This is a genomic window from Leptospira fluminis, from assembly GCF_004771275.1.
In the GTDB taxonomy this organism is placed as follows: domain Bacteria; phylum Spirochaetota; class Leptospiria; order Leptospirales; family Leptospiraceae; genus Leptospira_B; species Leptospira_B fluminis.
Window position 1 is genome coordinate 119,459 of sequence record NZ_RQEV01000001.1, and the last position, 20,445, is coordinate 139,903.

The window sequence follows — 20,445 nt, forward strand, 5'->3', positions numbered from 1 at the left end:
TCCTTAAGCGTTCTCGATCGTCTCGAATTTAATCTTCTTCTTGCTCTTGGAATATTCGTCCTCGTAATCCGAGATATCCACCGTATTCCCTTCGGAGTCGGTGATGACGATATCCAGGGCAAGTCCCCTGAGTTCCTGTACTAATACGTTGAAGGATTCCGGAATTCCGGGTTTGATGGAATGGATTCCTTTTACGATTGCCTCGTAAATTCTCGCCCTTCCCAACATATCGTCGGATTTGATGGTCAGGAGCTCCTGCAGAGTGTGGGAGGCTCCATAGGCTTCCAATGCCCAAACTTCCATCTCTCCCAAACGCTGCCCTCCGAATTGAGCCTTACCGCCGAGAGGTTGCTGAGTAACCAGAGAGTACGGTCCGGTAGAACGGGCGTGGATCTTGTCGTCCACCAAGTGAGCCAGCTTCAACATGTAAATATATCCGCAGAACACTTCGTTCATGAAAGGGAGACCGGTACGTCCGTCATACAATTTGAATTTGGAACTGAGAGGAAGATTCGCTTCCTTGCAGTATTTCTCTACGTCCGCCTCAGTGGCTCCGTCAAAGACCGGGGTCTCGAAATTGATTCCGAGCCGGCTCGCAGCAAGACCTAATTGGGTTTCGAAGATCTGTCCCAAGTTCATCCGGGAAGGAACTCCCAACGGATTCAATACGATATCCATCGGAGTGCCGTCTTCCATATAAGGCATGTCCTCTTCGGCCATGATTCTCGCGACGACGCCCTTGTTTCCGTGGCGACCGGCCATCTTGTCTCCGACGAGAAGCTTACGTTTGCGCGCAACAAAGACCTTGACCATCTCTTCCACACCGGCGGGAAGTTCGTCTCCCTTCTCGCGGGAGAATCGCTTGATATCGATCACGGTTCCTTCGAAGCCGTTCGGCATACGAAGAGAGGAATCCCTTACTTCTTTTGCCTTTTCCCCGAAGATGGAATGTAGAAGTTTGTATTCCGGCGTCAGATCGGTTTCCCCTTTCGGAGTTACCATCCCGACTAGAATATCTCCCGGTTTCACTTCCGCTCCGATTCGGATCACTCCGGATTCGTCCAAATCACGGAATGCTTTGTCGGAAAGATTGGGAATGTCCCGGGTGATCTGCTCCTGGCCTAGCTTGGTTTCCCGAGCTTGGATCTCGAATTCCTCGATGTGAATCGAGGAGAAAATGTCGTCCTTCACAACCTTCTCGGAAATGAGAATGGCGTCCTCGAAGTTGTATCCTTCCCAAGGCATGAATGCAACTAGAACGTTTCTTCCCAGAGCCAAGGTGCCGTTATCCACGGCGGGTCCGTCGGCAAGCACGGTTCCTTTTTGCAGAATATTACCGAGCTCGTCCATTCTCTCGCCGGACACGATTTGTCCGGCGAGGGTGGTTCCTCTGCGAACCTCTTCCCCGTTGGAAATGATCGGATGGTATTGCTTGGAACCGGAGGTCAGGTTGTATTCCCGAACGCTTCCGTTATCCGCAGTGACTTCGATCTTTTCCTTCGTGACCTTGGATACTTTTCCGTCGATTTCGGAATGGATGACTCCGACCACCGGAGTCTGGTTAAAACAGGTTCCCTGGTTGGTCTTTTTGAATTTCGTAAGATCGTAGGTATCGGATTCCTTTCCGCTCTTCTGTTCGATTACGACCTTTTCCGCGTCCACGTATTTTACGTATCCGTCATGTTTCGAAATGATACAGATCCGTGAATCATAGGCCGCGCGGGTTTCCATTCCCGTTCCTACGTAAGGAGCTTCCTGACGCAATAGAGGAACCGCCTGACGTTGCATGTTGGAACCCATGAGAGCCCGGTTGGCGTCGTCGTGTTCCAAAAACGGAATCAAAGCGGTCGAAACGGAAACCACCTGCATAGGAGCCAAATCCATGTACTGGATCTCGTTCGGATTCCGGAAAGGGTAATCCGATCTGTGGCGAGTAGAAATCAGTTTATTCTTAAACTCTCCTTTCTCGTCCACAGGAGAAGAAGATACCGCGATAAAATGATATTCTTCCTTATCCGCGGTTAAGTATTCTATGTTATTGGATACCTTGCTGTTTTTTACAACTCTGTAAGGAGTTTCCAGGAATCCGTAATCGTTCACTCTCGCATAAGAAGACATTGAGAGAATCAAACCGATGTTCGGACCTTCCGGAGTTTCGATCGGACACATACGGCCGTAGTGACTGTAGTGAACGTCTCGAACTTCGAAGCCGGCTCTGTCTCTGGAAAGACCTCCGGGACCGAGGGCGTTCAAACGACGTTTGTGCGTAAGCTCCGCCAAGGGATTGGTCTGGTCCATGAACTGAGACAGTTGGCTGGAGCCGAAGAATTCGTTGATAACCGCGGTGATCGGCTTGATGGAGATCAGAAGTTGCGGAGTTTGGGTTCCGACTTCCTGAACCGTCATACGCTCTTTGATTACGCGCTCCACACGGGTAAACCCGACTTTCAGTTGGTTGGCGATCAGCTCGCCGACCGAACGAATCCTACGGTTTCCTAGGTGGTCGATATCGTCCGGATAGTAATTCTCGGTTTCGGAAATCAGATTCAGAAGGTAGCGTACGGTCTCGATAATGTCCGCGGGGCGCAGAACCCTTTCGCGCGCATTGGAGAATTCCTTCGGGTTGTTGAACTCGAACTTGCTATTGATCTTATAACGACCTACGTCGCCTAGATCGAAGGTTTTTGGGGAGAAGAAGAGACGATTCAGTTCCGTTTCCGCGTTTTCAACTGTGGAAGGTTCTCCCGGTCTCATGATCCCATGGAATTTCAGGACAGCGTCTTCGTAATCGTTGACTCCGTCTTTTTCCAGACAATTTACGAGAACAGGATTGTCTTTTTCCCTGGGGAATTCCACCAGTTCGACTTCCTTTACCTTCATCTCTTTCAGGATGGAGATATTGTCCTCGTTGATCTTGGAACCGGCTTCGAGCATAACCTCTCCGGTTTCCATGTTGATCACGTCCGCGATAACACGACGACCGATCAATCGTTTCAACTCCCGAGAGCTTCCTCCCGCCAGTTTCGCTTTGGAGGCTTTGTAAAAAAGACGAAGAATCTCTTCGTTGGTCCCGTGACCGAGAGACTTTACGAGTAGAGTCGCGGGGAATTTTTTCTTTCTGTCGATTTTCGCGACCAGGATTCCCTTGTTATCCATCTCGAATTCCAACCAGGATCCGCGGTAGGGAATGACTCGGGCGGAATACGTATCTCTTTCCGCATCATAGGAAAAGAAAATCCCGGGAGAACGGTGCAACTGGCTGACCACGACGCGCTCCGCTCCGTTGATGATGAAAGTTCCCTGCTCGGTCATCACGGGAAGATCTCCCATGTAAACGATTTGCTCGCGGATTTCTCCGGTTTCCTTGATGATTAGGCGGATCACCGCCTTCAAAGGAAGTGCGAAAGTCGCGTCGGTATCCTTGCATTCTTGCGGGGATTTTTTGGGGTCGCCCAGAACGTAGTGACTGTATTCCATCACCATATCGTTGTTCGGGCTTTCGATCGGGAAAGTTTCGCGGAAAACCGCTTCTAAGCCTTGGCTCTTCCTTTTAGTAGGATCCTTAACTTCGGATTGAAGGAACCAATCGAAGGACTTCTTTTGAATTTGAATCAAGTTGGAAAGGTAATCTAGATTGGTTATCTTTCCGAAATTTACCCGTTTTCTCTCTACTTGACCATACATCGGATGCCCCCTGATGAAACGTAAAAAATCATAAATTATGTGGATAAAAGCAATAAAGCAAGGAGGTCCAACGGGCCTCCTTGCCTAAGTGAAAGGATTGTAATCTGGTATCTAGGAGACTAGCCCCGAACAGATTAGACAGCCTTGAGTTCGATTTGAGCGCCAACCGCTTCTAATTTCTTTTTGATGTCTTCGGCTTCGGCTTTTGCAACGCCGTCTTTTACCGATTTTCCGCCGGCTTCTACCAGGTCTTTCGCTTCTTTCAAGCCCAGACCGGTGATTTCACGAACTACTTTAATAACTTCGATTTTCTTGTCTCCGAAGCCTTTCAGTACTACGTTAAAGGATGCGGGTTCTTCGGCCGCTCCGCCTGCAGCGGGTGCTGCTCCGCCGACTGCGGCAACTGCTACGGGAGCCGCTGCGGAAATTCCGAACTTCTCCTCCATTTTTTTAACTAGGTCGGCTGCTTCGACCAGGGTCAGCTTGCCGATTTGCTCTAATAACGCTTCAGTGGTAGACATTGGGTGCTCCTTTGATTCCGTATGGTCCTTTATACTAAATGTGTTCTACTGGTTGTTCTTTTCCGCAACTGCTTGGATAGCGCGTGCGAGGCTTGCGATGATCTGGTTGACTCCGGAAGCGATGCTCCGTGCCGGACCGTTGAGACCGCCTGCGATCTGAGCCAAGAGTTGTTCCCTGCTCGGCAGACCTGCGATCGCCTCTACTCCGTCCGCATCCAATACCGATCCGTCCAAATAGCCTGCCTTCAGGATCAGGTTCTTATTAACCTTTGCGTATTCCTTTAGGACTTTCGCTACGGAAGGTAGGTTCGCGTTCGAAAAAATAGCCGCTAGGGGTCCTTGGTATTCGGGCCCGAAAGCTATGTTCTTATCCTTATGCTTCTCCGATTCTTTGAGTGCGAGGAGGAAAAGGTTGTTTTTGACAACCTTCATCTCCGAGCCTTCCTTACGGAGTTTTGCGCGAAGACCGGTGATTTCCTCCACGGTCAGACCGCTGTAGCTAGCGAGGATAAAGTCGCTGTTCTCTTCGAGTTTGCCCTTCAATTGGGCGACTGCTTCGTGTTTTTCCTGGCTGGGCATATTGATTCCTCTCCCTGTCTTCGGACCTTAGAGGGCCGAGTTGACCAGTTCCTTAACGTCGACCTTAATCCCTGCGCCCATAGTCGGAGAGACCGCGAAGGTTTTCAGGTAATCACCCTTGGCATCCGAGGGTTTGTCCCGGAGAAGGGTTTGAACTACGGTACGAATATTTTCCACGAGTTTCGTTTGGTCAAAACTGACCTTGCCTACTCCTAGATGGACGACCCCGCCTTTATCGGGACGGTATTCGATTCTTCCCGATTTGAGTTCGCCCACTGCCTTTGCCACGTCGTTCGTAACGGTGCCTGCTTTGGGTTTCGGCATTAAGCCTTTGCGCCCGAGAATCGGCCCCAGCTTACCTACGTCCTTCATCATATCGGGAGTAGCGACGCAAGCATCGAAATCCGTCCAACCGCCGGCGACCTTTTCGATCAGATCGGCGTCTCCCACGAATTCCGCTCCTGCGGCCTTGGCTTCGTTCTGTTTGTCTCCTTTGCAAAAAACCAAAACACGGACCAATTTTCCGGTTCCGTGGGGAAGCGAAATCGTTCCCCGGATATTCTGCAGAGACTTATAATTGACTTTCGTTGCGATTTCTATCGTTCCATCGAATTTGGTGTAGGAAGAAGCTTTGGCCAATTCCACCGCTTTTTCGACGGGATATACTTTGGTGCTGTCGATGTTTTCTTTCGCAGCACGATATTTCTTTCCGCGCTTCATCGTTCTTATCCTTCCACCGAGACGCCCATAGAGCGGCAAGTACCTGCGATGATCTGAACCGCAGCGTCCAAATCATTGGCGTTGAGGTCTTCCATTTTGGTTTTTGCGATCTCTTCGAGCTGTTTACGAGTGATCTTTCCCACCTTCACTGTGTGAGGGGTAGCGGAACCGGTCTCCAAACCGATCGCCTTCTTAACCAGAAGAGCCGCCGGAGGAGACTTGGTAATGAACGTGAAACTCCTGTCGGAGAACACGGTGATGACTACGGGAAGCTTGAGGCCGATCTGGGCCTTAGTCCTTTCGTTGAATTGCTTACAGAACTCCATGATATTCAAACCGGCCTGACCGAGAGCGGGGCCTACGGGAGGCGCCGGGTTGGCTTTGCCAGCTTCCACTTGGAGCTTGATCTGCTTTACGACTTTCTTTGCTGCCATTGGCGAAACACCTTATTTGTTTCTCCCGGTTCACCCACCGGTCAGGGTTCGGTTTTGACCTGTAGATAATCCAATTCCACAGGGGTGGATCTTCCGAAAATCTCCACCTTCACTCTGAGCCTTCCCTTGTCGGGGAAGATCTCGTCTACGACTCCGGTAAAGTTGGCAAACGGTCCGTCGATGATCTTCAGACTGTCTCCGACCTTGAACAACAACCTCGGAGCGGCCGGCTCCTCGGATTTGAGCTCTCCCGATTCCGCGAAGAGGTTTTTAACCTCGTCTACGGAAAGAGGCTCAGGGCCACCGTCTTTCGAACCTACAAAGGTCGAAACCGACGGAAGGCTCTGGATCATGAAACGCAAATCGTCGTCCATGTCCATTTCGATTAAAACGTAACCCGGCATCAGCTTCTTCTTGGAAACTTTCTTTTTGCCGTGTTTCATCTCGGCGACATCCATGGTAGGGATGCGAATTTGCGGGATCTTATCCTCCAGTTTCCGCTGGGTGACCAGTTTCTCCAAATTCTTCTGCACCTTATTCTCGTGACCGGAATAGGTTTGCAGCGCGTACCATTTCAATTCACCCATGATGACTTCCTTTGCCGCCTCGCTTCCCTATCCTTACAGATTCCAAAATCCGGTGAGAAGCCGAACAAAGGCCATATCCGAAAGAAAAAGGAACGTAGAGAAGAAGAGAACCGTCCCTAAAACCACAAAGGTGGATTGAACCACTTCTTGGCGATTGGGCCACTGTACTTTTTTCAGTTCTTCGCGGCATTCTTGTATAAAAGCGTTTAACTTCACTCGTTTCCTTCCTGTGCTTTGGCACTTACCAAAGAACCGTTCCGTGCAGGCCCGGAGAGAATCGAACTCCCACCAAGGACTTTGGAGATCCTAGTTCTACCATTAAACTACAGGCCTTTAAAATCGTAAAACTAGCCCTCTACCAGGCTTGAACTGGTGACCCCTTCCTTACCATGGAAGTGCTCTACCGCTGAGCTAAGAGGGCATGTCTTGCTATCCGCTCCCAGGTAGGGAAGCTAGAAATACACAGTATTTTTGCCCTGGGTCCTAGGTCAAGGTTTTAGCGGTTGGATTCCATTCGTTTGGCACTATTTATGCTAGGAGAAAAAGAAGATCCGATTTTCCGAACCGAACCTTCCGGTTTATGTCGCATTCATAGGAAGCCCGAGAAAATTGCAGGTAAGTTTAGAAGGTCCGGGCGGAAGTACCGGTCACTTCCCCTTCCACTACTCCGCAAGTTCTCATAATCGGAACCGTCGGAAAGGGTAGAAAAAGCATAAAAACCGTCCAAGGAGGAAAGAAGTCGATCCCGTCTATGTAGATCACTGCGTTTTTCAACCGCATGGAATGTTTTTCGTCCGTGCTCGGATCTGCGATAATATCGTTCCAAGAGACGGGAAAGGGGCGGTTATACCAAAACAAGGCCACGAAAGAATACATGCATTTCCTAAATTGAACCCGATTCGGCTGCGGAATTTCGACTTTTTCCGCGGGAATTTCCCCGTTCGGGTAGAGTTGGACCCTACGAATGTATCCCTTTTCATAGAGACAATTCTGCGTAAAAAGCAGAAGCACGAGGAAGACCAACACCGAACGATTCATTTCTTTTTTCTCTCCGGAGTGTATTCTATCTGCCAACACCCCGATCGGTGCTCGAAGTGCACGTCGTTAAACGCCACGATTTTCGGATCCTTCTTCATTTCTTCGCGGAGAGCTTCCACAAGCACATCTGTCTTTGCTTTATGGATTCCGACTTGAAACGCGTTCAAGAACGTCTTATCGCAGATCTTCGTGCTTACGCGCTCTGCTGCGGCCATCGAAGCGCTGGCCTCGTATTCCGCCCCGATCGTCAATTCGTTGAAATGCCCCAGCACCTTTCTTCCGTAACAATCGTTCGAAAGACAAGATGCGATTCCTAAAAAACAGAATGAGAGAATCCGTTTCGATCCCATGTTTAACTGAGAGAATTTCGTTTATCAATAAAGAAGTCAAGAGCCATTCCCGACTTTTTCTTTTTTGTAAACTCATCCTTCCTTTAAGAGCGGAAAAATTGAAACGGGTTTGTAAAGGGGAAAAGAGACATTAAGGATTCCGAAAAAAGGATACACTCAAGAATCGGAAATAATAAGCGAAATATAAGAACCCTATAGGATCCGATGTAATTGCAAAGCTCCCGCACGATAAAAGGTCCGAAAAAAATTGATCCCCGCGATGGCTAAAAACACTCCTTCTCTTGTCGGGATGGCGCGCGATTCCAAGCATTCACCGAGAGGAAATCATTACGGAAACAAGGAAAACGAACCGGATACGACTCCCCTATTTTTTCCTTCCGGGATCAGGAAAGGATGTAAGGCCCAAGATCCGTCGGGATTTAAATTCCGGAAATTGGTTGTGGATACTCTTCTTCCCTTTACAAATTTAGAATATTCCTCCGCAATGAGCTCCTCATTTTCGGTAAATCGATCCGGCTTCCCGTCTTCGTCCGTATCAATCTCCATTCGAACCATAGGATAAATCCAAAGATTCACACCCTGCTTTCCGTCCAGATTCGATTCGATTCGCGCGATCGTTCCCGTTAGGACCTGAGGAGCCGCATTCCAATTATAATAGATCGAGGTCTCGAAAACTCCGTCCCCGTTCGTATCCAGCAAATCTACGATTCTAAAGTTATTCGGCCCGTAGTAGGATTTGGTATCTACTGCGTTCCCGGGTTTCGAGATCTGTTCCCTGTAAAGGATATTCGATTTGTCCGACCTCTTCGGATCCGTACTGACCCATTGCCAAGTATCGGCCTGCCCCGATCTATGCTCGTCGATTTCCACAAAAACGATCTTCCCGGTCTTCTTATAGCGGAAAGAATGCACATTCGGTTCCGCCCGGGAGGCCGCAGAAAAATCAATCGTCTCAAAGGGAGACCTGCATGCAGAAAGGAGAAAAAGGAGCACAAAAAATAGCGGAGAAAGGAATCGGAAAGATCGAACGTTCCTCCTCGCAAAAGACAAAATCAGCCGGAAAGCAAATGGAGAAAAAAGAAAAATCACGCTAAAACCTATCGATTGGATTTTGCCCGTTTGCATTCAAGGAGAACGAAAGAAACCTCCTTCCAGGGCAATTTCAATCCGTCAGATCTTGCTGATTCTCAAAAACCTGCCATCTGCCCTACGAATAGTAGGGAATACGGTAAATTCGGCATAAGAAAGCGACCCGACCGATCCTCTTTCTCAATTTAGCCCGGCGCAAGGCAAAATCAACCATAAAATTATTTTATAAAATAATTTATTATTTAATGGACAAAAATAAAACGGATCCGACAAACTAGCCCTGAAATAACGCCCAATGGAGATAAGATATCGTATGGGAAAAATAAAATTCATCGGATTCGCATTTCTATGCATTTCCGTATTCGCAAATTGCGCCAAGAAACACGACAATAAGGACCAAGAAACGATTGCCGCTTTGCTTCTGTTGACTTCGGGAAATTGCGCGCAGACCCAAAAAATTGCAGCGAATAGCTACATGTCCACACTCACCCCTGTTCCTTCCAGTTCCTGCAACCAGGCAACGATTTTCGGAACGGATCCGAATTCGACGCAGGCAATCGGAGTGTCCCAACTAAAAGCCACGTTAGCGATCGCTCAGGGAATTTCCGGATGTACGAACACGAGCAATTACATCCAAAATCTAATCAATTCTGCGGCTCCGGTCAACCAAACCACCTGGAACTCCCTCGTAGCCGGAATGCAATGGACTCCCCTTTCCAGCATAGTGACGGAAGGAATGGCAAGCGTGACCAAAACATGGCCTTCTCTAACCCCCTCACAATTGGCATCGATCGGAACCGCAAGTGTTTCCCAATACCAAACGTTTGCGTACGAAACAATGATCTCCGTGTATGCATCGGCAGCAAGTGAAGCATCCTGCACCGCGGCAGTCTTGGCAAAGATAAATGCGGATTTTCCAAATACCCAATTTCTCTGGAGCACAACTACTCCCACAGCGGCAGCCCCTACGTTGATTAGCATTGCATGTACCTATGGATCCGCAAGAAACACCGCCATAGGACAATGCGCGACCTTGAATAACTTATTCTAATCGCCACGATCTCTCCGGCAGACCGATCCTTTGCAAAACTTTCCGGAGGCAAGGGAATCGGTTTGCCTTCTTTTTTCCGGCGCCAAACCCTACACCAAAAGACAACAAAGCGGACTCCTTTTGTCATAAGAAAAATCTAGAACCAAAAACCCTCTCAAACCCGCATAACGTAAATCCCGCGGATCTCTCCCTCAAAAAATCTCTTTTTGACTTCGCCCCCCTCTCTTCGGAACAACAATTCCTCCGCCGAACCTGAGAAAGATCAAGAGAGGAATATTCCATTTTAAAATATTTTACTTGATTTATACTATTCCGAAATAGGATATAAAATATCCGAGATAAGTATGTTCCTAAAGGAAATCCGTCATTTTTACGAATGGAAAGATTTGCTCTATAGCCCCGAGCATTTTGTGCAAGGGTTTCCGGCATTCGAATTGGCCAGAGAATGGCAAGAGGCCAATGGAATTCCGGCGGGCGTTTCACGACAATTGGATCGAATTTCCGAACTGGAAGATCTCAAACTTCTCTTTGGAATTCCGCAATTCAAGATCCCCATGCCCGTACTGACCCAAAGGTCGCAGACGGACCTCCTAGCTTTTTGCAAGAACCGCAAAGGCCTATGGATCCTAACGGTGGAAGGAAAGGAAACTCTTGGACCCAGAATCCGCGATTGGCTTGCGGAGTCCCCGGCAAGATCCCAAAAACTCTCCCGACTCTTGGAATCTCTCGGGATTTCGGAAAAGGAGGCTTTGCACTTGCGATTCCAACTGATACGCCGCCTTTATTCCCTAATTACTTTTATGGACGATTTTTCCACTCCTCAGGGAATTTTCCTGGTACAGGGATTTGGAGGAGATAAGAGTTTATATTATGACTTTACTCAATTTTTAAGCGCCCTTGGAATGCGTCCGAGCAAGGATCCCCTACCTGTATCACTGCAATTAGGAGGGAAGCATGTGTACTTCGTTTTTTACGACTCTTAAAAAGAGAAGGAAGTCACTCTCAATCGCCGGTTTACTGCCAAAGAACAACCGCCATAGGACGTACAGAGCCCTAGGAAAAAGAAACGGGAAAGCCCTAACCTCTTTTTTTCCGACGAGGAGACGCGGCCTTCAAGCTCTTTCGAAGCGGGGATTTTACCCTTCCGGAAGCGGAGGGATAAAAGAAATATTCCACCGGCTTGCCCAGAAATCGACTCAATTCGAGAAGCTCAAGTACGTCCAGTCTGCGCTGGCAGGACTCGATTTTAGACACCAATGACTGTTTGATCTCGAGAGCCTGGGCCACTTCCTCTTGGGTTAATTCGGCGGTTAGGCGGGCTTGTCGTACTTTATCTATGATTCGGCGATATTCGTCGCTATATATGGTTTTACTCAAAGTACAAAACATTGTACTTCTCATATCTCCTTATGCCAAATTTGAATATTATGGAAACCGCGAGTATCGGACTCAGAAAAGGGAGAAAACATTGACAAATGTCTACTTTTCAAAAATCGAAAGTGGCTTTACTCGTTCAAAGGCCTTTCTGCAAACGATCCTTTTTTTTGGAAAACAGGAATGCATTCTAATTTGAAATTCATTCTCGTTTGTATTTCCCTTTATCCGACTTCCGTCGTTGGGGAAAAAGAAAATCGAAGGAAGATCAACGCCTTTTGGGCGCCGCGGCTTTTAAGGATTTCTTTTTTCGTTCCGAATCGTCGAAGCGAAAAAAGAAATCTAAAGGTTTGCGGTAAATTTTTGCCAAGGTCCAAAATTCGATCACATCGATTCGCCGGTCTCCGGCTTCGATTTTAGAAACGTACGATTGCGGCTCTCCCAAGGTCTCTGCTACCTCGACTTGGGTAAAGCCGGCCTCTTTTCGGGCCTTTTTCAATAGCTTTTGAAAAGCTCGGTATTCTTCGGTATAAATCGTTTTTGCCAAAACGTATCTATTTTACTTCCCAATCCAGCATATACCAAATCAGGATAGAAATCCTGGAGAATCGGATTTTTTCCTCCCCTGGCAATTCAGGCAGGTTTCAGGGATTTTAGTTTATCTACGAGTTCCGATAGGTTGCGCACATCGCCTTTTTCGTGCTTATGAAAAGAGGTCCAGCCGAGCTCTCTCGTGGGCACAATATCCAGCTCGATTTTATCTCCGCAGTAAAATAGCTTTTTGGGAGGAAGACCTACGGATTCGGAGGCGGCTTGAAATATCAGAGGAGATGGCTTTTCGAATCCGAACTCGGCGGAAACGAAAATCGGATCAAAATGGCGGAGAACTCCCACGCTTTTCAGCAGGTCCCGTAAGCGATGGTCCCAATTGGAAATGATCCCGAGCCCGTAATCTTCTTCTTTTACGAATTCCAATAATTCGGGAAATCCCGGATCCACCGACCAGACTTCCGGATCGTCAAACTTACGAAAGATGGAAAGAAAAATGGGATCCGGGTCCAAATCGGAACCGATCTCCTTTAGGAAAATTCCAAGGAGATCCCTCCACCATCCTTCGCTCCCCCCCTCGTGAACATGAAACTTATCCCGGTACCCTAACAAAGGACCTTTCGTCAATTGAGAGTACGCCTTATGAAAAGCCTTTTCCAAGGAACCCGGGGGGCGAGAGTTCGTGAGTCCGAAATTTTCCAGCACATCGAAGTAGATTTCTCCCGCCGGCTTTTTCATAGTCAGAAGCGTATCGCCGACATCTAAAAAAAGGAATCGATCCTTGCCTTCGGAAATTTTCATCAAATCTGTTCGGTCTCGAAAAATCGGATTTACGGATGCGCGGGAGAAAGTCCCGGTTGAACTGCTAACCTCGTTTCGTCCGCTCCTTCCTTCAATTTAGGATCCAAAGAGGATTTATGAGCCAACTTTAATTCCTTCAACATCGCGATTTCTTTTTCCTTGGTCGGCATCTTATCCTTGGAATGCAAGGAAAGTTTTACCGCTTCCAGGACGGATTGCAACAGTGTATCCGGAGCCTTATCCCAGATGGCCGAGGTGAGCACTACTACGATTTTTCTGTGAGGAATTACGTAGATGTACTGACCTCCTTTTCCCGTGGCCATAAACGTGGACTTTCCTTCGAATTCGTGCAACCACCAATGAAGTCCGTAACGCGGGTCCACACCGGGCTCCAGGGTCCAGGCAATCCATTCGGGACGGAGGACCTGACGATTATGCCAGCGACCTCCTTCCAAATACAATTGGCCTATTTTGACCATGTCGATCGGTCGAAGCCTTAAACCGAATCCGCCCGTTTGCCTACCGGACGCGGAAGTATACCATTCTTCTCCGTGGATTCTTAACCATGCAAAGATCGTGTTTTTTGCATATTCATACAGGTTCTTTCCCGTCTTCGCCTCTAAATAACCCGCCGCCAATTGGGAATCTCCGTTGGAATATTCGAATTTCGTCCCGGGGGGAGAAGAAACCTGGGGTTCCCACGCTACTGAGAGCGGATTCGCTTCGGTCCGAATTTCTTCCTTTCTGACGAACGAGTCCCAGCCCATCCCGGAACTCATATGTAACGCGTCCTTCAGACGGACCGATTCTTTTCCGGACAATTCGGTCGGTAAAATTCCGGGGAGATTGGATTCCGTAACCGCGAGACTTTCGTCCAAATCCACGCCGCAACCGTTGCTGTAGCAGATCCCAAGCAAAAGGGATAACATGGATTTGGTGACGGAATACATATTATGGTTGTGGTTCCTGGAAACGCCGCCCGCGTATCTTTCCCAAACCAATTTTCCTTCCTTCGCGATCAGGAAGGACCGGACCTCCGTCTTATCTTTCCGCATTTTTTGGGAAAGCTCGACCAAGGGGCGGGAATCCATTCCGGATTCCTCGGGAAAATGAACTGAAAAACCGTCTACAGGAGTCCGATCCAAGTGCGCCGGGTGTTCCCAGTTTACACCTTCGGGTAATTTGACCCAGCCCCAAGCGAGGGCGCTGCAGTTCGAAAACGCAATTACGAAAAAGATCGTTACGAAAATTCTAAAATGCAAATTCGAATTCTCCCATTTGGCGTACGGCTCCTTCTTTGAAAGATAGAGAACCCGCCGTGTGTCGGCAATCTTATTGGACGAAGTTTTCGGAAATTTTTTTCCAATTTTTCATCGAAAAAGAAAAGATAAAAATTGGGGTCTCAATTGTTAGACCCGAGGAGTCGGATCCGACATTCAAGATTCCAAAAAAGATTTCTCCCCGTTTTTCCGATCTTACGGCCAAATCTTTCTTTGCGACGCTCGGAGCGCGAAGGACCTTGGAAGCATGTCCGTATACTCCTTCTTTCGGAGAAACTCCTTCCGATATTTACCCTTGCTTTTCCTTTTTCTAAACGGCTGCTTTTTTACCGTAGATTGGAACGGAAATTCTAAAGCTAAGGACAAAACGGAATTGCGCGAGGTTCCCAAACCCGAGGAAGGAAACCTTTCCGGGGAGGAAGGAAAAAAATTCGGAAAGAAACCGACCTTCAAAAGCGAAGAGGAAAAACGGCTGTTCGAACTCATGACTTCGGAAGCCGGGCGCGATCTCCGAAATTCTAAAGATTGCTCCGTAATTTACAATAATTGTAAGGACAGATGCTGGAGCGAGTTTCCGACCCCGAGCGTACAGACGGTTTTTACCGCGATTACTGTGGACAGAAAGAGAAACGGCTGTATCGAGAATTGCCGGAACCTATGTAAAAATTAAGTTCGCGACATTCGAGACCTTAGGTTCGGAAAGGAACGGAGAAAGGCTGGACAAATCGGAACAAAAGCGCATTTTCCTGTCTTTCGGAGGAAAGAATGTCATCCCAAGAAATACTCATCTTCACCACTCTTGCCGACCGCGATCTCGCTGAGGAATACATAGCCGAAATGCTCCAAAACGGAATCATCATCAGCGGGACGATCTTTCCCGAAGTGGCTCTACTGTACCAGTGGGAGGGAAAATTGACCATCGATTCCGAAAACAAGATATTGTTGAAAGCGAAAGCGGAACAATACCCCGCGATCGAGGAATACATCATGAAAAAGCACCCTTACCTCGCGCCGGAAATCATCCGTCTAGAAGCGAGTTTCGGATCCGACAAATTCAAATCCTTTATCCAACAAAAGATCGCGAAAGGGGGATGAAGGCTCTCGGAACGGAGTATGCGCTTGCACCCTATTCCGAACCTCACCGGAATACGTTTAGTATATAATACAGAAATTTTTGCAAGGCCTCCGGCTTCGCAAAAATCGCGATCGCCAAACCGGTGAGAGCCCCATAAAGGTGCGCATCGTGGTTGATTCCGTCGTCCCCTTTTTTGGAAGCGTAGAACGTATATCCCAGGTACAGAATCGCGAATAACGGCGCGGGAATCGGAACCGGAATCAAAAATAGAAAAATACTGGATTGAGGAAAAAAAAGAACGGAAGCGAAAACGATTCCCGCAGTTCCACCGGAGGCGCCGAGTGTCGCATATTTCGGGTTATCCTTGTTCTTGGCAAAGGAGATTCCTCCCGCAGAAAGTATGGAAGCAAGGTACACGGATAAGAACCCCCAGCCTCCGATACTATATTCCACCGCCGGCCCGAAAAAATATAGGGTCACCATATTGAACAATAGATGAAACACGTCGGAGTGCAAAAAAGCTCCGGTGACAAGAGTATACAACCTTCTTTCTCTCGCGTCTCTGTACGGACGCAGCAAAAAACGTTCCAAAAAATCCCGGTTTAAGAAGAGCGCATACAGACTAACGACGGAAGTGATTCCTATGGTGAGTTCGGTTATCATTCCTTTCCCTACGACTTCAAGGACAACATTTTGTCGCGTAGCATGGCCGCTCTTTCGAAATCCAATTCCTTTGCCGCCTTTAACATCTCTTCTCGGAGACGTTCCTTCATCTCTTCCTTGCTGGAGAAGTTCTTTTCCCGGAATTGCTTATTGATGCTTTCCATCGCGGCCTCTTCCATCGTAAACTCCTGCTGTTCGCGTTCGATGATGTCGCTAATCTCCTTTGAAATCGTCTTGGGAGAAATCCTATATTTGGCGTTGTGCTCCTCTTGGATGGAGCGACGACGACGCGTTTCTCCCATCGCTTTTTCCATGGATTCGGTCGTCTTGTCCGCATATAACACCGCCGTACCGTTTACGTTACGGGCCGCCCTGCCTATGGTTTGTATCAAAGATTTATAATTTCTCAAAAATCCTTCCTTATCCGCGTCCAGAATCGCCACAAGAGAAACCTCGGGTATATCCAAACCTTCCCTAAGAAGATTGATCCCCACAAGAACGTCATAAATCCCTTTCCTCAGGTCTCGGATGATCTCCACTCTCTCCAAGGTATCCACTTCCGAATGCAGGTAGGAAACTTTGATACCCAATTCCTTATAGTAGTCCGTCAGATCCTCCGCCATTTTTTTGGTCAAAGTGGTAACGAGCACCCTTTCACCCTGGTCCGTCCGCTTTCGGATCTCTACCAACAAATCCTCGACTTGATTCTTCGTAGGGCGAACCTCGACGATCGGATCCAGGAGTCCGGTCGGACGAATGATTTGTTCGACGATGGTCTTGCTTTTTTCCAGTTCGTACTCCGCCGGAGTTGCGGAAACATACAGGGTTTTAGGAGTTAAATCCTCAAACTCGGTAAAGTTCAAAGGACGGTTATCCAGAGCGGAAGGAAGTCTGAATCCGAAATCCACCAAGGTCGTCTTTCTAGCCCTATCTCCCGCGTACATCCCACCGACTTGGGGAATCGTAACGTGAGACTCGTCCACGATCAGTAAAAAATCTCCGCGGAAATAATCGATCAGGCAGGCGGGACGTTCCCCCTCTTTTCTTCCCGTCAAATGACGCGAATAATTCTCTATCCCGCTGCAATACCCCATTTCCCGAAGCATTTCCATATCGTAGTTCGTACGGGATACGATCCGTTGGGCTTCCAGGAACTTATTCTCTTTTTTGAATTTTTCTTCCTGTTCCAGCATCTCTGCGTGAATCACACCCATCGCATCCTTGAGCATGGGAGAAGAAGTGATAAAGTGCTTCGCGGGATAGACAAAACAACGATCCAATTTTGCGATTACCTGACCCGTTACGGGTTGGATCCTGGAAATCGCGTCGATTTCGTCCCCGAAAAACTCGATTCGAATCCCGTCCGTATGATAGGCCGGAAAGATTTCCACGGAATCGCCTCGAACCCGAAAATTCCCCCTGGAAAAATCCACATCGTTTCGGTTGTACTGGATATGAAGCAGTTTTCGAATCACCGCATCCCGATCTATGGTTTCTCCTTTTTGGACGGAGACCACCGACTTACTGTATTCTTCCGGAGATCCCAAACCGTAAATGCAGGACACGGAACTCACGATCACGACGTCGTCTCTCTCTAACAGAGAGGAAGTGGCACGCAATCTGAGCTTGTCTATTTCCTCGTTCACGGACATATCCTTTTCGATGAATGTGTCCGAGGAGGGAACATACGCCTCAGGTTGGTAGTAATCGTAGTAGGAAACGAAATACTCTACCGCGTTCTCCGGAAAAAATTCCTTAAATTCGCGGAATAATTGAGCCGCTAGAGTTTTGTTATGCGAAAGGACCAGAGTAGGCAATCCGAGTCTGGAAATGACTTCCGCCATTGTGAAGGTTTTTCCCGAACCGGTTACTCCGACGAGCGTGACCTTCTCCTCTCCCTTTTTAAAAGAGGTTGCGATTTTTTCGATGGCTTGGACCTGATCTCCGGCGGCTTGGTAAGGGGAATGAAGCTTGAAAACGGCGGGCATATGATTTCCTACAGATTAGAATCCTGGGAGAGAAAAACGTTTTTGGTTCCGGGAAAATTCGGAAAGTTCAGGCGATTTTCTTTTCGGCCAAGAATAGCGCCTGTTTGCGCTCTTCCAAAATTTCCAGATCCATTTTATCGAATAATTTCTGCATGACCATCATTCCGCGCATCAATGTCGCGGTGGAAGAAAATTTGCCTCTTTCGATATCCTCTTCCAGGTTCAGGTCTCGCAAATTGTTCACGAGACGGATCTTAAAGGATTTTCCCGGATCGACGGAATAAGAAACTTCTACCGTTCCCCCGTCGCCGTATTTTACGGCATTTTCCACAGCTTCTATGGAGCCGATCGTCAGATCTACGATGATATCTTCAGAGATTCCGTTGCTTCTTAAAAACGTCTCCAATCTGCTCCGAACGTATTGCATAGGCTGGAATTCCGTTCGACCTAAAATCGAATATTCTTCTTTTTTTACGGGCTTTTTGCGAGCAGGCAATTCCGCCGATAGGGAATATTCTCTGGGATCCAATTTTCCCCGAGCCGCTTCCCCCGTCCCGACCATGGTCTCTAGTATTTTGGGAATCCATTCCGGAGAAAAAACAGGTTCTTCTCGAAACTTTCTGAGAACATCCATTCGGATCCAGGCATGGAAATCCTGGGAATTTCCTATCAAACCGTTTGCTAGGAGATCCCTTACTTGGGCTTCGATCTCTCCTAGGGAAAAGGACATTCCCATATTTTTCCATAGGAACTTTTTTTTAAATGAATGTAAATCGGATTTTTGACGAGGGATATTAAACCGGAATGCTAGACCTGTCCGATTCTCTACCGTTCGGACGTCCGAAAAGCAAATTCGCTTTTTCCCGTAATTTCTGTCCGAATTTTTCCGTTCGGCGACGAGCTTTCCGTTCTAAAACCGGTGTGCGTCCCCTCTTTTTCAAATCGAAAATTACGAAAAAGAACGGACAAGAATCGAATCCACCGCCAACCGAACGAGGGACCTGTCCCGAAAACTACCCAAGCCCGGATCATATATTACCAATTTCTAATTTGTCGCAAGGCTTCGTATGCGACCACCGCTACGGCATTACTCAGATTCAGGCACCGGCATTCTTCTTCCATAGGAATTCTTAGTATGGAAGAAGGTTCCACGGAACGCATGAGTTCAGGAGGCAATCCAGACGTTTCGTTTCCGAAGAGAAGGGAATCGTTTTCCGCGAATTTAGCCGCCGTATAGGAAAGGGGACCCTTGGTGGAAATCAGATAGACTCTCGAAGCCGGAGGCGAAGAAGCGAGGAAGTTCTCCCAATTTTCATGACGGAATAAACGTACCTTATCCCAATAATCCAGGCCGGCTCTTCTAGCCGCTTTTTCCGTCAATTCGAATGCCGGCTCCCCTACGATATGCAACTCCGCCCCGAGCGCTATGCACAATCTAGCAATATTACCGGTGTTAGGCGGAATCTCCGGTCGGTACAATGCGATCCGGAGAGGCATATTTTATCCTTTCTTCTGCCCTTTGGCCAAGGACTTGGCCAAGATCGCCCCGAAAGAACCTGTAGAAGAAGTCTCTTCGGAAAGGTATCCGCCGTAATCCAGACGATCCTGTACTTCTTTCGCTTTGGTAAGGGAAAGGGAGATTTGTCGTTTGCTCAAATTCACTTCCATTACGAAAACATCCACCTTATCCCCCGGCTTAAACACCTGGGAAAGGGGTACTCGGTTCTGAACCCCGCTTTCCCGATTCGGCACCAGACCGGAAAAATGTTCGTTCAATTTTACGAATAAACCGAAAGGTTTGATACTCTCCACGATTCCGGAAACCACGTCGCCTTCCTTGAACGGAACGTTCTGAGCCCAAGGATCCTTTAAGAAATCCTTAACCGTAAAACTATGTTTGTTTTCTTCCCAATCCAGTTTTAAAACTTTCCCGCGAAGAACCTGGCCCGGATGAAATTCCGTCGAAAGATCCGCGTTCTTTTTGAACGTGGCTTCGGACGCGGGTACGAGAGCAGTCAGTCCGTCGGCTTCCACGATCAACCCGAAAGAATGCACGGATTTGACCTTACAAGTCACGAACATTCCGGGTTTCAATTCCCCTTTCAGCACGGAGATCTTGGCTTCCTTTTCCTTATCCGCGATTTTCTTTTGCGAGACCACGATCTTCCCTTTTTGTCCGACTTCCACGATCAAAAAGCGAAGGTATTTTCCGACTAGCCCGCCCTGCTTTCTCAACTCCGGATCGAGTTGGGAAAAAGGGCAGAATCCCAAGGATTCTCCTAGCTTCACTTCGACGCCGGCTTCGTTCTCCCCTACGATATGCGCTAGTACGGGGATTTCGGAAGACTGCGCCACGGAGAGAAAATCCTTTTCCAAAGAATCTCCGCTGAGACAGGTCGTAAAATATTGGTCTCCGGAAGACTCGCGTAAAAAATACGCTTCGAATTCCGAGCCCGCTGCCGGAGGCTCCGCAAATTCTTCCGCGAGCACGATTCCCGAAATTCCGGTTCCTTTGGTTTTTATAAAAATATAATCCGATTTTACGCTGCTTACGATCGCGGTTACCTTTGCTCCGGGTTCTAACGCCGCTTTTTTTCGGAAACTCTCGTCCAAAAGTTTTTCAAAAAGTTCTTTTTGGGATTCTTTCATCTTTCTTCCTCTC

General features: G+C 48.0%; 23 protein-coding genes and 2 tRNA genes. 4 read left to right on the plus strand and 21 right to left on the minus strand.

What is annotated here, in order from left to right:
- Positions 1-3: 3 nt before the first annotated feature.
- The 12 genes from rpoB to lsa25.6 form a co-directional block, all read right to left on the minus strand.
- Positions 4-3,684, minus strand: a complete 3,681-nt coding sequence (rpoB, locus tag EHO61_RS00610; RefSeq protein WP_135811711.1) for a DNA-directed RNA polymerase subunit beta — start codon at positions 3,682-3,684, stop codon at positions 4-6.
- 134 nt (positions 3,685-3,818) lie between these two features.
- A complete protein-coding gene (gene rplL, locus EHO61_RS00615) occupies positions 3,819-4,205 on the minus strand; it encodes a 50S ribosomal protein L7/L12 (protein ID WP_135811712.1) in 387 nt (128 codons plus the stop codon).
- Between the two features lie 45 nt (positions 4,206-4,250).
- Positions 4,251-4,784 (minus strand): 50S ribosomal protein L10, encoded by a 534-nt coding sequence (gene rplJ, locus EHO61_RS00620; RefSeq protein ID WP_135811713.1) that lies wholly within the window; start codon positions 4,782-4,784, stop codon positions 4,251-4,253.
- A gap of 27 nt (positions 4,785-4,811) precedes the next feature.
- Positions 4,812-5,504, minus strand: coding sequence for a 50S ribosomal protein L1 (rplA, locus tag EHO61_RS00625; protein WP_135767651.1), 693 nt, complete (start codon positions 5,502-5,504; stop codon positions 4,812-4,814).
- Positions 5,505-5,509: 5 nt separating this feature from the next.
- A complete protein-coding gene (gene rplK / locus EHO61_RS00630) occupies positions 5,510-5,938 on the minus strand; it encodes a 50S ribosomal protein L11 (protein ID WP_135767650.1) in 429 nt (142 codons plus the stop codon).
- A gap of 41 nt (positions 5,939-5,979) precedes the next feature.
- A complete protein-coding gene (nusG, locus tag EHO61_RS00635) occupies positions 5,980-6,525 on the minus strand; it encodes a transcription termination/antitermination protein NusG (protein WP_135767649.1) in 546 nt (181 codons plus the stop codon).
- Between the two features lie 33 nt (positions 6,526-6,558).
- Positions 6,559-6,741 (minus strand): preprotein translocase subunit SecE, encoded by a 183-nt coding sequence (secE, locus tag EHO61_RS00640; protein ID WP_135767648.1) that lies wholly within the window; start codon positions 6,739-6,741, stop codon positions 6,559-6,561.
- 46 nt (positions 6,742-6,787) lie between these two features.
- Positions 6,788-6,858: transfer RNA gene (locus EHO61_RS00645), tRNA-Trp, on the minus strand.
- A gap of 16 nt (positions 6,859-6,874) precedes the next feature.
- Positions 6,875-6,946, minus strand: a tRNA-Thr gene (locus tag EHO61_RS00650).
- Between the two features lie 200 nt (positions 6,947-7,146).
- Positions 7,147-7,563, minus strand: a complete 417-nt coding sequence (locus EHO61_RS00655; protein ID WP_135811714.1) for a hypothetical protein — start codon at positions 7,561-7,563, stop codon at positions 7,147-7,149.
- Entirely contained in the window at positions 7,560-7,913 is a 354-nt protein-coding gene (locus EHO61_RS00660; RefSeq protein ID WP_135811715.1) for a hypothetical protein, read from the minus strand. The genes EHO61_RS00655 and EHO61_RS00660 overlap by 4 nt, the downstream gene beginning before the upstream one ends.
- A gap of 327 nt (positions 7,914-8,240) precedes the next feature.
- Positions 8,241-8,906, minus strand: a complete 666-nt coding sequence (lsa25.6, locus tag EHO61_RS00665) for an Lsa25.6 family adhesin (RefSeq protein WP_135811716.1) — start codon at positions 8,904-8,906, stop codon at positions 8,241-8,243.
- A gap of 391 nt (positions 8,907-9,297) precedes the next feature.
- Between lsa25.6 and EHO61_RS00670 the strand changes: the two genes are divergently transcribed.
- Positions 9,298-10,053, plus strand: coding sequence for a hypothetical protein (locus EHO61_RS00670; protein ID WP_246031930.1), 756 nt, complete (start codon positions 9,298-9,300; stop codon positions 10,051-10,053).
- Between the two features lie 344 nt (positions 10,054-10,397).
- Positions 10,398-11,036: a DUF6946 family protein gene (locus EHO61_RS00675; RefSeq protein ID WP_135811717.1), complete on the plus strand. Its 639-nt coding sequence runs from the start codon at positions 10,398-10,400 to the stop codon at positions 11,034-11,036.
- Positions 11,037-11,130: 94 nt separating this feature from the next.
- Here EHO61_RS00675 and EHO61_RS00680 read toward each other — a convergent pair whose 3' ends face one another.
- The 4 genes from EHO61_RS00680 to EHO61_RS00695 all read right to left on the minus strand — a co-directional run bounded on the left by EHO61_RS00680 (position 11,131) and on the right by EHO61_RS00695 (position 14,039).
- Complete coding sequence (locus tag EHO61_RS00680) at positions 11,131-11,442, minus strand: helix-turn-helix domain-containing protein (protein ID WP_167884775.1); 312 nt, start codon at positions 11,440-11,442, stop codon at positions 11,131-11,133.
- Positions 11,443-11,695: 253 nt separating this feature from the next.
- Positions 11,696-11,974 (minus strand): helix-turn-helix domain-containing protein, encoded by a 279-nt coding sequence (locus tag EHO61_RS00685; protein ID WP_135811718.1) that lies wholly within the window; start codon positions 11,972-11,974, stop codon positions 11,696-11,698.
- Between the two features lie 86 nt (positions 11,975-12,060).
- Positions 12,061-12,777, minus strand: a complete 717-nt coding sequence (locus EHO61_RS00690; RefSeq protein WP_135811719.1) for an HAD-IA family hydrolase — start codon at positions 12,775-12,777, stop codon at positions 12,061-12,063.
- A gap of 29 nt (positions 12,778-12,806) precedes the next feature.
- On the minus strand, positions 12,807-14,039 hold the full coding sequence (locus EHO61_RS00695) for a serine hydrolase domain-containing protein (RefSeq protein ID WP_135811720.1): 1,233 nt from the start codon (positions 14,037-14,039) through the stop codon (positions 12,807-12,809).
- 265 nt (positions 14,040-14,304) lie between these two features.
- Here EHO61_RS00695 and EHO61_RS00700 point away from each other — a divergent pair, with 265 nt between their 5' ends.
- Positions 14,305-14,727 carry a hypothetical protein gene (locus EHO61_RS00700; RefSeq protein WP_135811721.1) on the plus strand — a complete coding sequence of 141 codons (423 nt, stop codon included), beginning with the start codon at positions 14,305-14,307 and terminating at the stop codon, positions 14,725-14,727.
- Between the two features lie 95 nt (positions 14,728-14,822).
- The gene (gene cutA, locus EHO61_RS00705) at positions 14,823-15,152 is read left to right on the plus strand and encodes a divalent-cation tolerance protein CutA (protein WP_135811722.1); all 330 of its coding nucleotides are present in this window, start codon (positions 14,823-14,825) and stop codon (positions 15,150-15,152) included.
- Positions 15,153-15,195: 43 nt separating this feature from the next.
- Here the strand turns inward: cutA and EHO61_RS00710 are convergent, their stop codons facing one another.
- The 5 genes from EHO61_RS00710 to EHO61_RS00730 all read right to left on the minus strand — a co-directional run bounded on the left by EHO61_RS00710 (position 15,196) and on the right by EHO61_RS00730 (position 20,432).
- A complete protein-coding gene (locus EHO61_RS00710; protein ID WP_135811723.1) occupies positions 15,196-15,795 on the minus strand; it encodes a rhomboid family intramembrane serine protease in 600 nt (199 codons plus the stop codon).
- An 8-nt stretch (positions 15,796-15,803) separates the two neighbouring features.
- Positions 15,804-17,783: an excinuclease ABC subunit UvrB gene (uvrB, locus tag EHO61_RS00715; RefSeq protein ID WP_135811724.1), complete on the minus strand. Its 1,980-nt coding sequence runs from the start codon at positions 17,781-17,783 to the stop codon at positions 15,804-15,806.
- 67 nt (positions 17,784-17,850) lie between these two features.
- Positions 17,851-18,513, minus strand: a complete 663-nt coding sequence (locus tag EHO61_RS00720) for an ATP-binding protein (RefSeq protein ID WP_135811725.1) — start codon at positions 18,511-18,513, stop codon at positions 17,851-17,853.
- Positions 18,514-18,818: 305 nt separating this feature from the next.
- The gene (locus tag EHO61_RS00725) at positions 18,819-19,280 is read right to left on the minus strand and encodes a tRNA (cytidine(34)-2'-O)-methyltransferase (RefSeq protein ID WP_135811726.1); all 462 of its coding nucleotides are present in this window, start codon (positions 19,278-19,280) and stop codon (positions 18,819-18,821) included.
- 3 nt (positions 19,281-19,283) lie between these two features.
- A complete protein-coding gene (locus EHO61_RS00730; RefSeq protein WP_135811727.1) occupies positions 19,284-20,432 on the minus strand; it encodes a S1 RNA-binding domain-containing protein in 1,149 nt (382 codons plus the stop codon).
- Between the last annotated feature and the right edge of the window lie 13 nt (positions 20,433-20,445).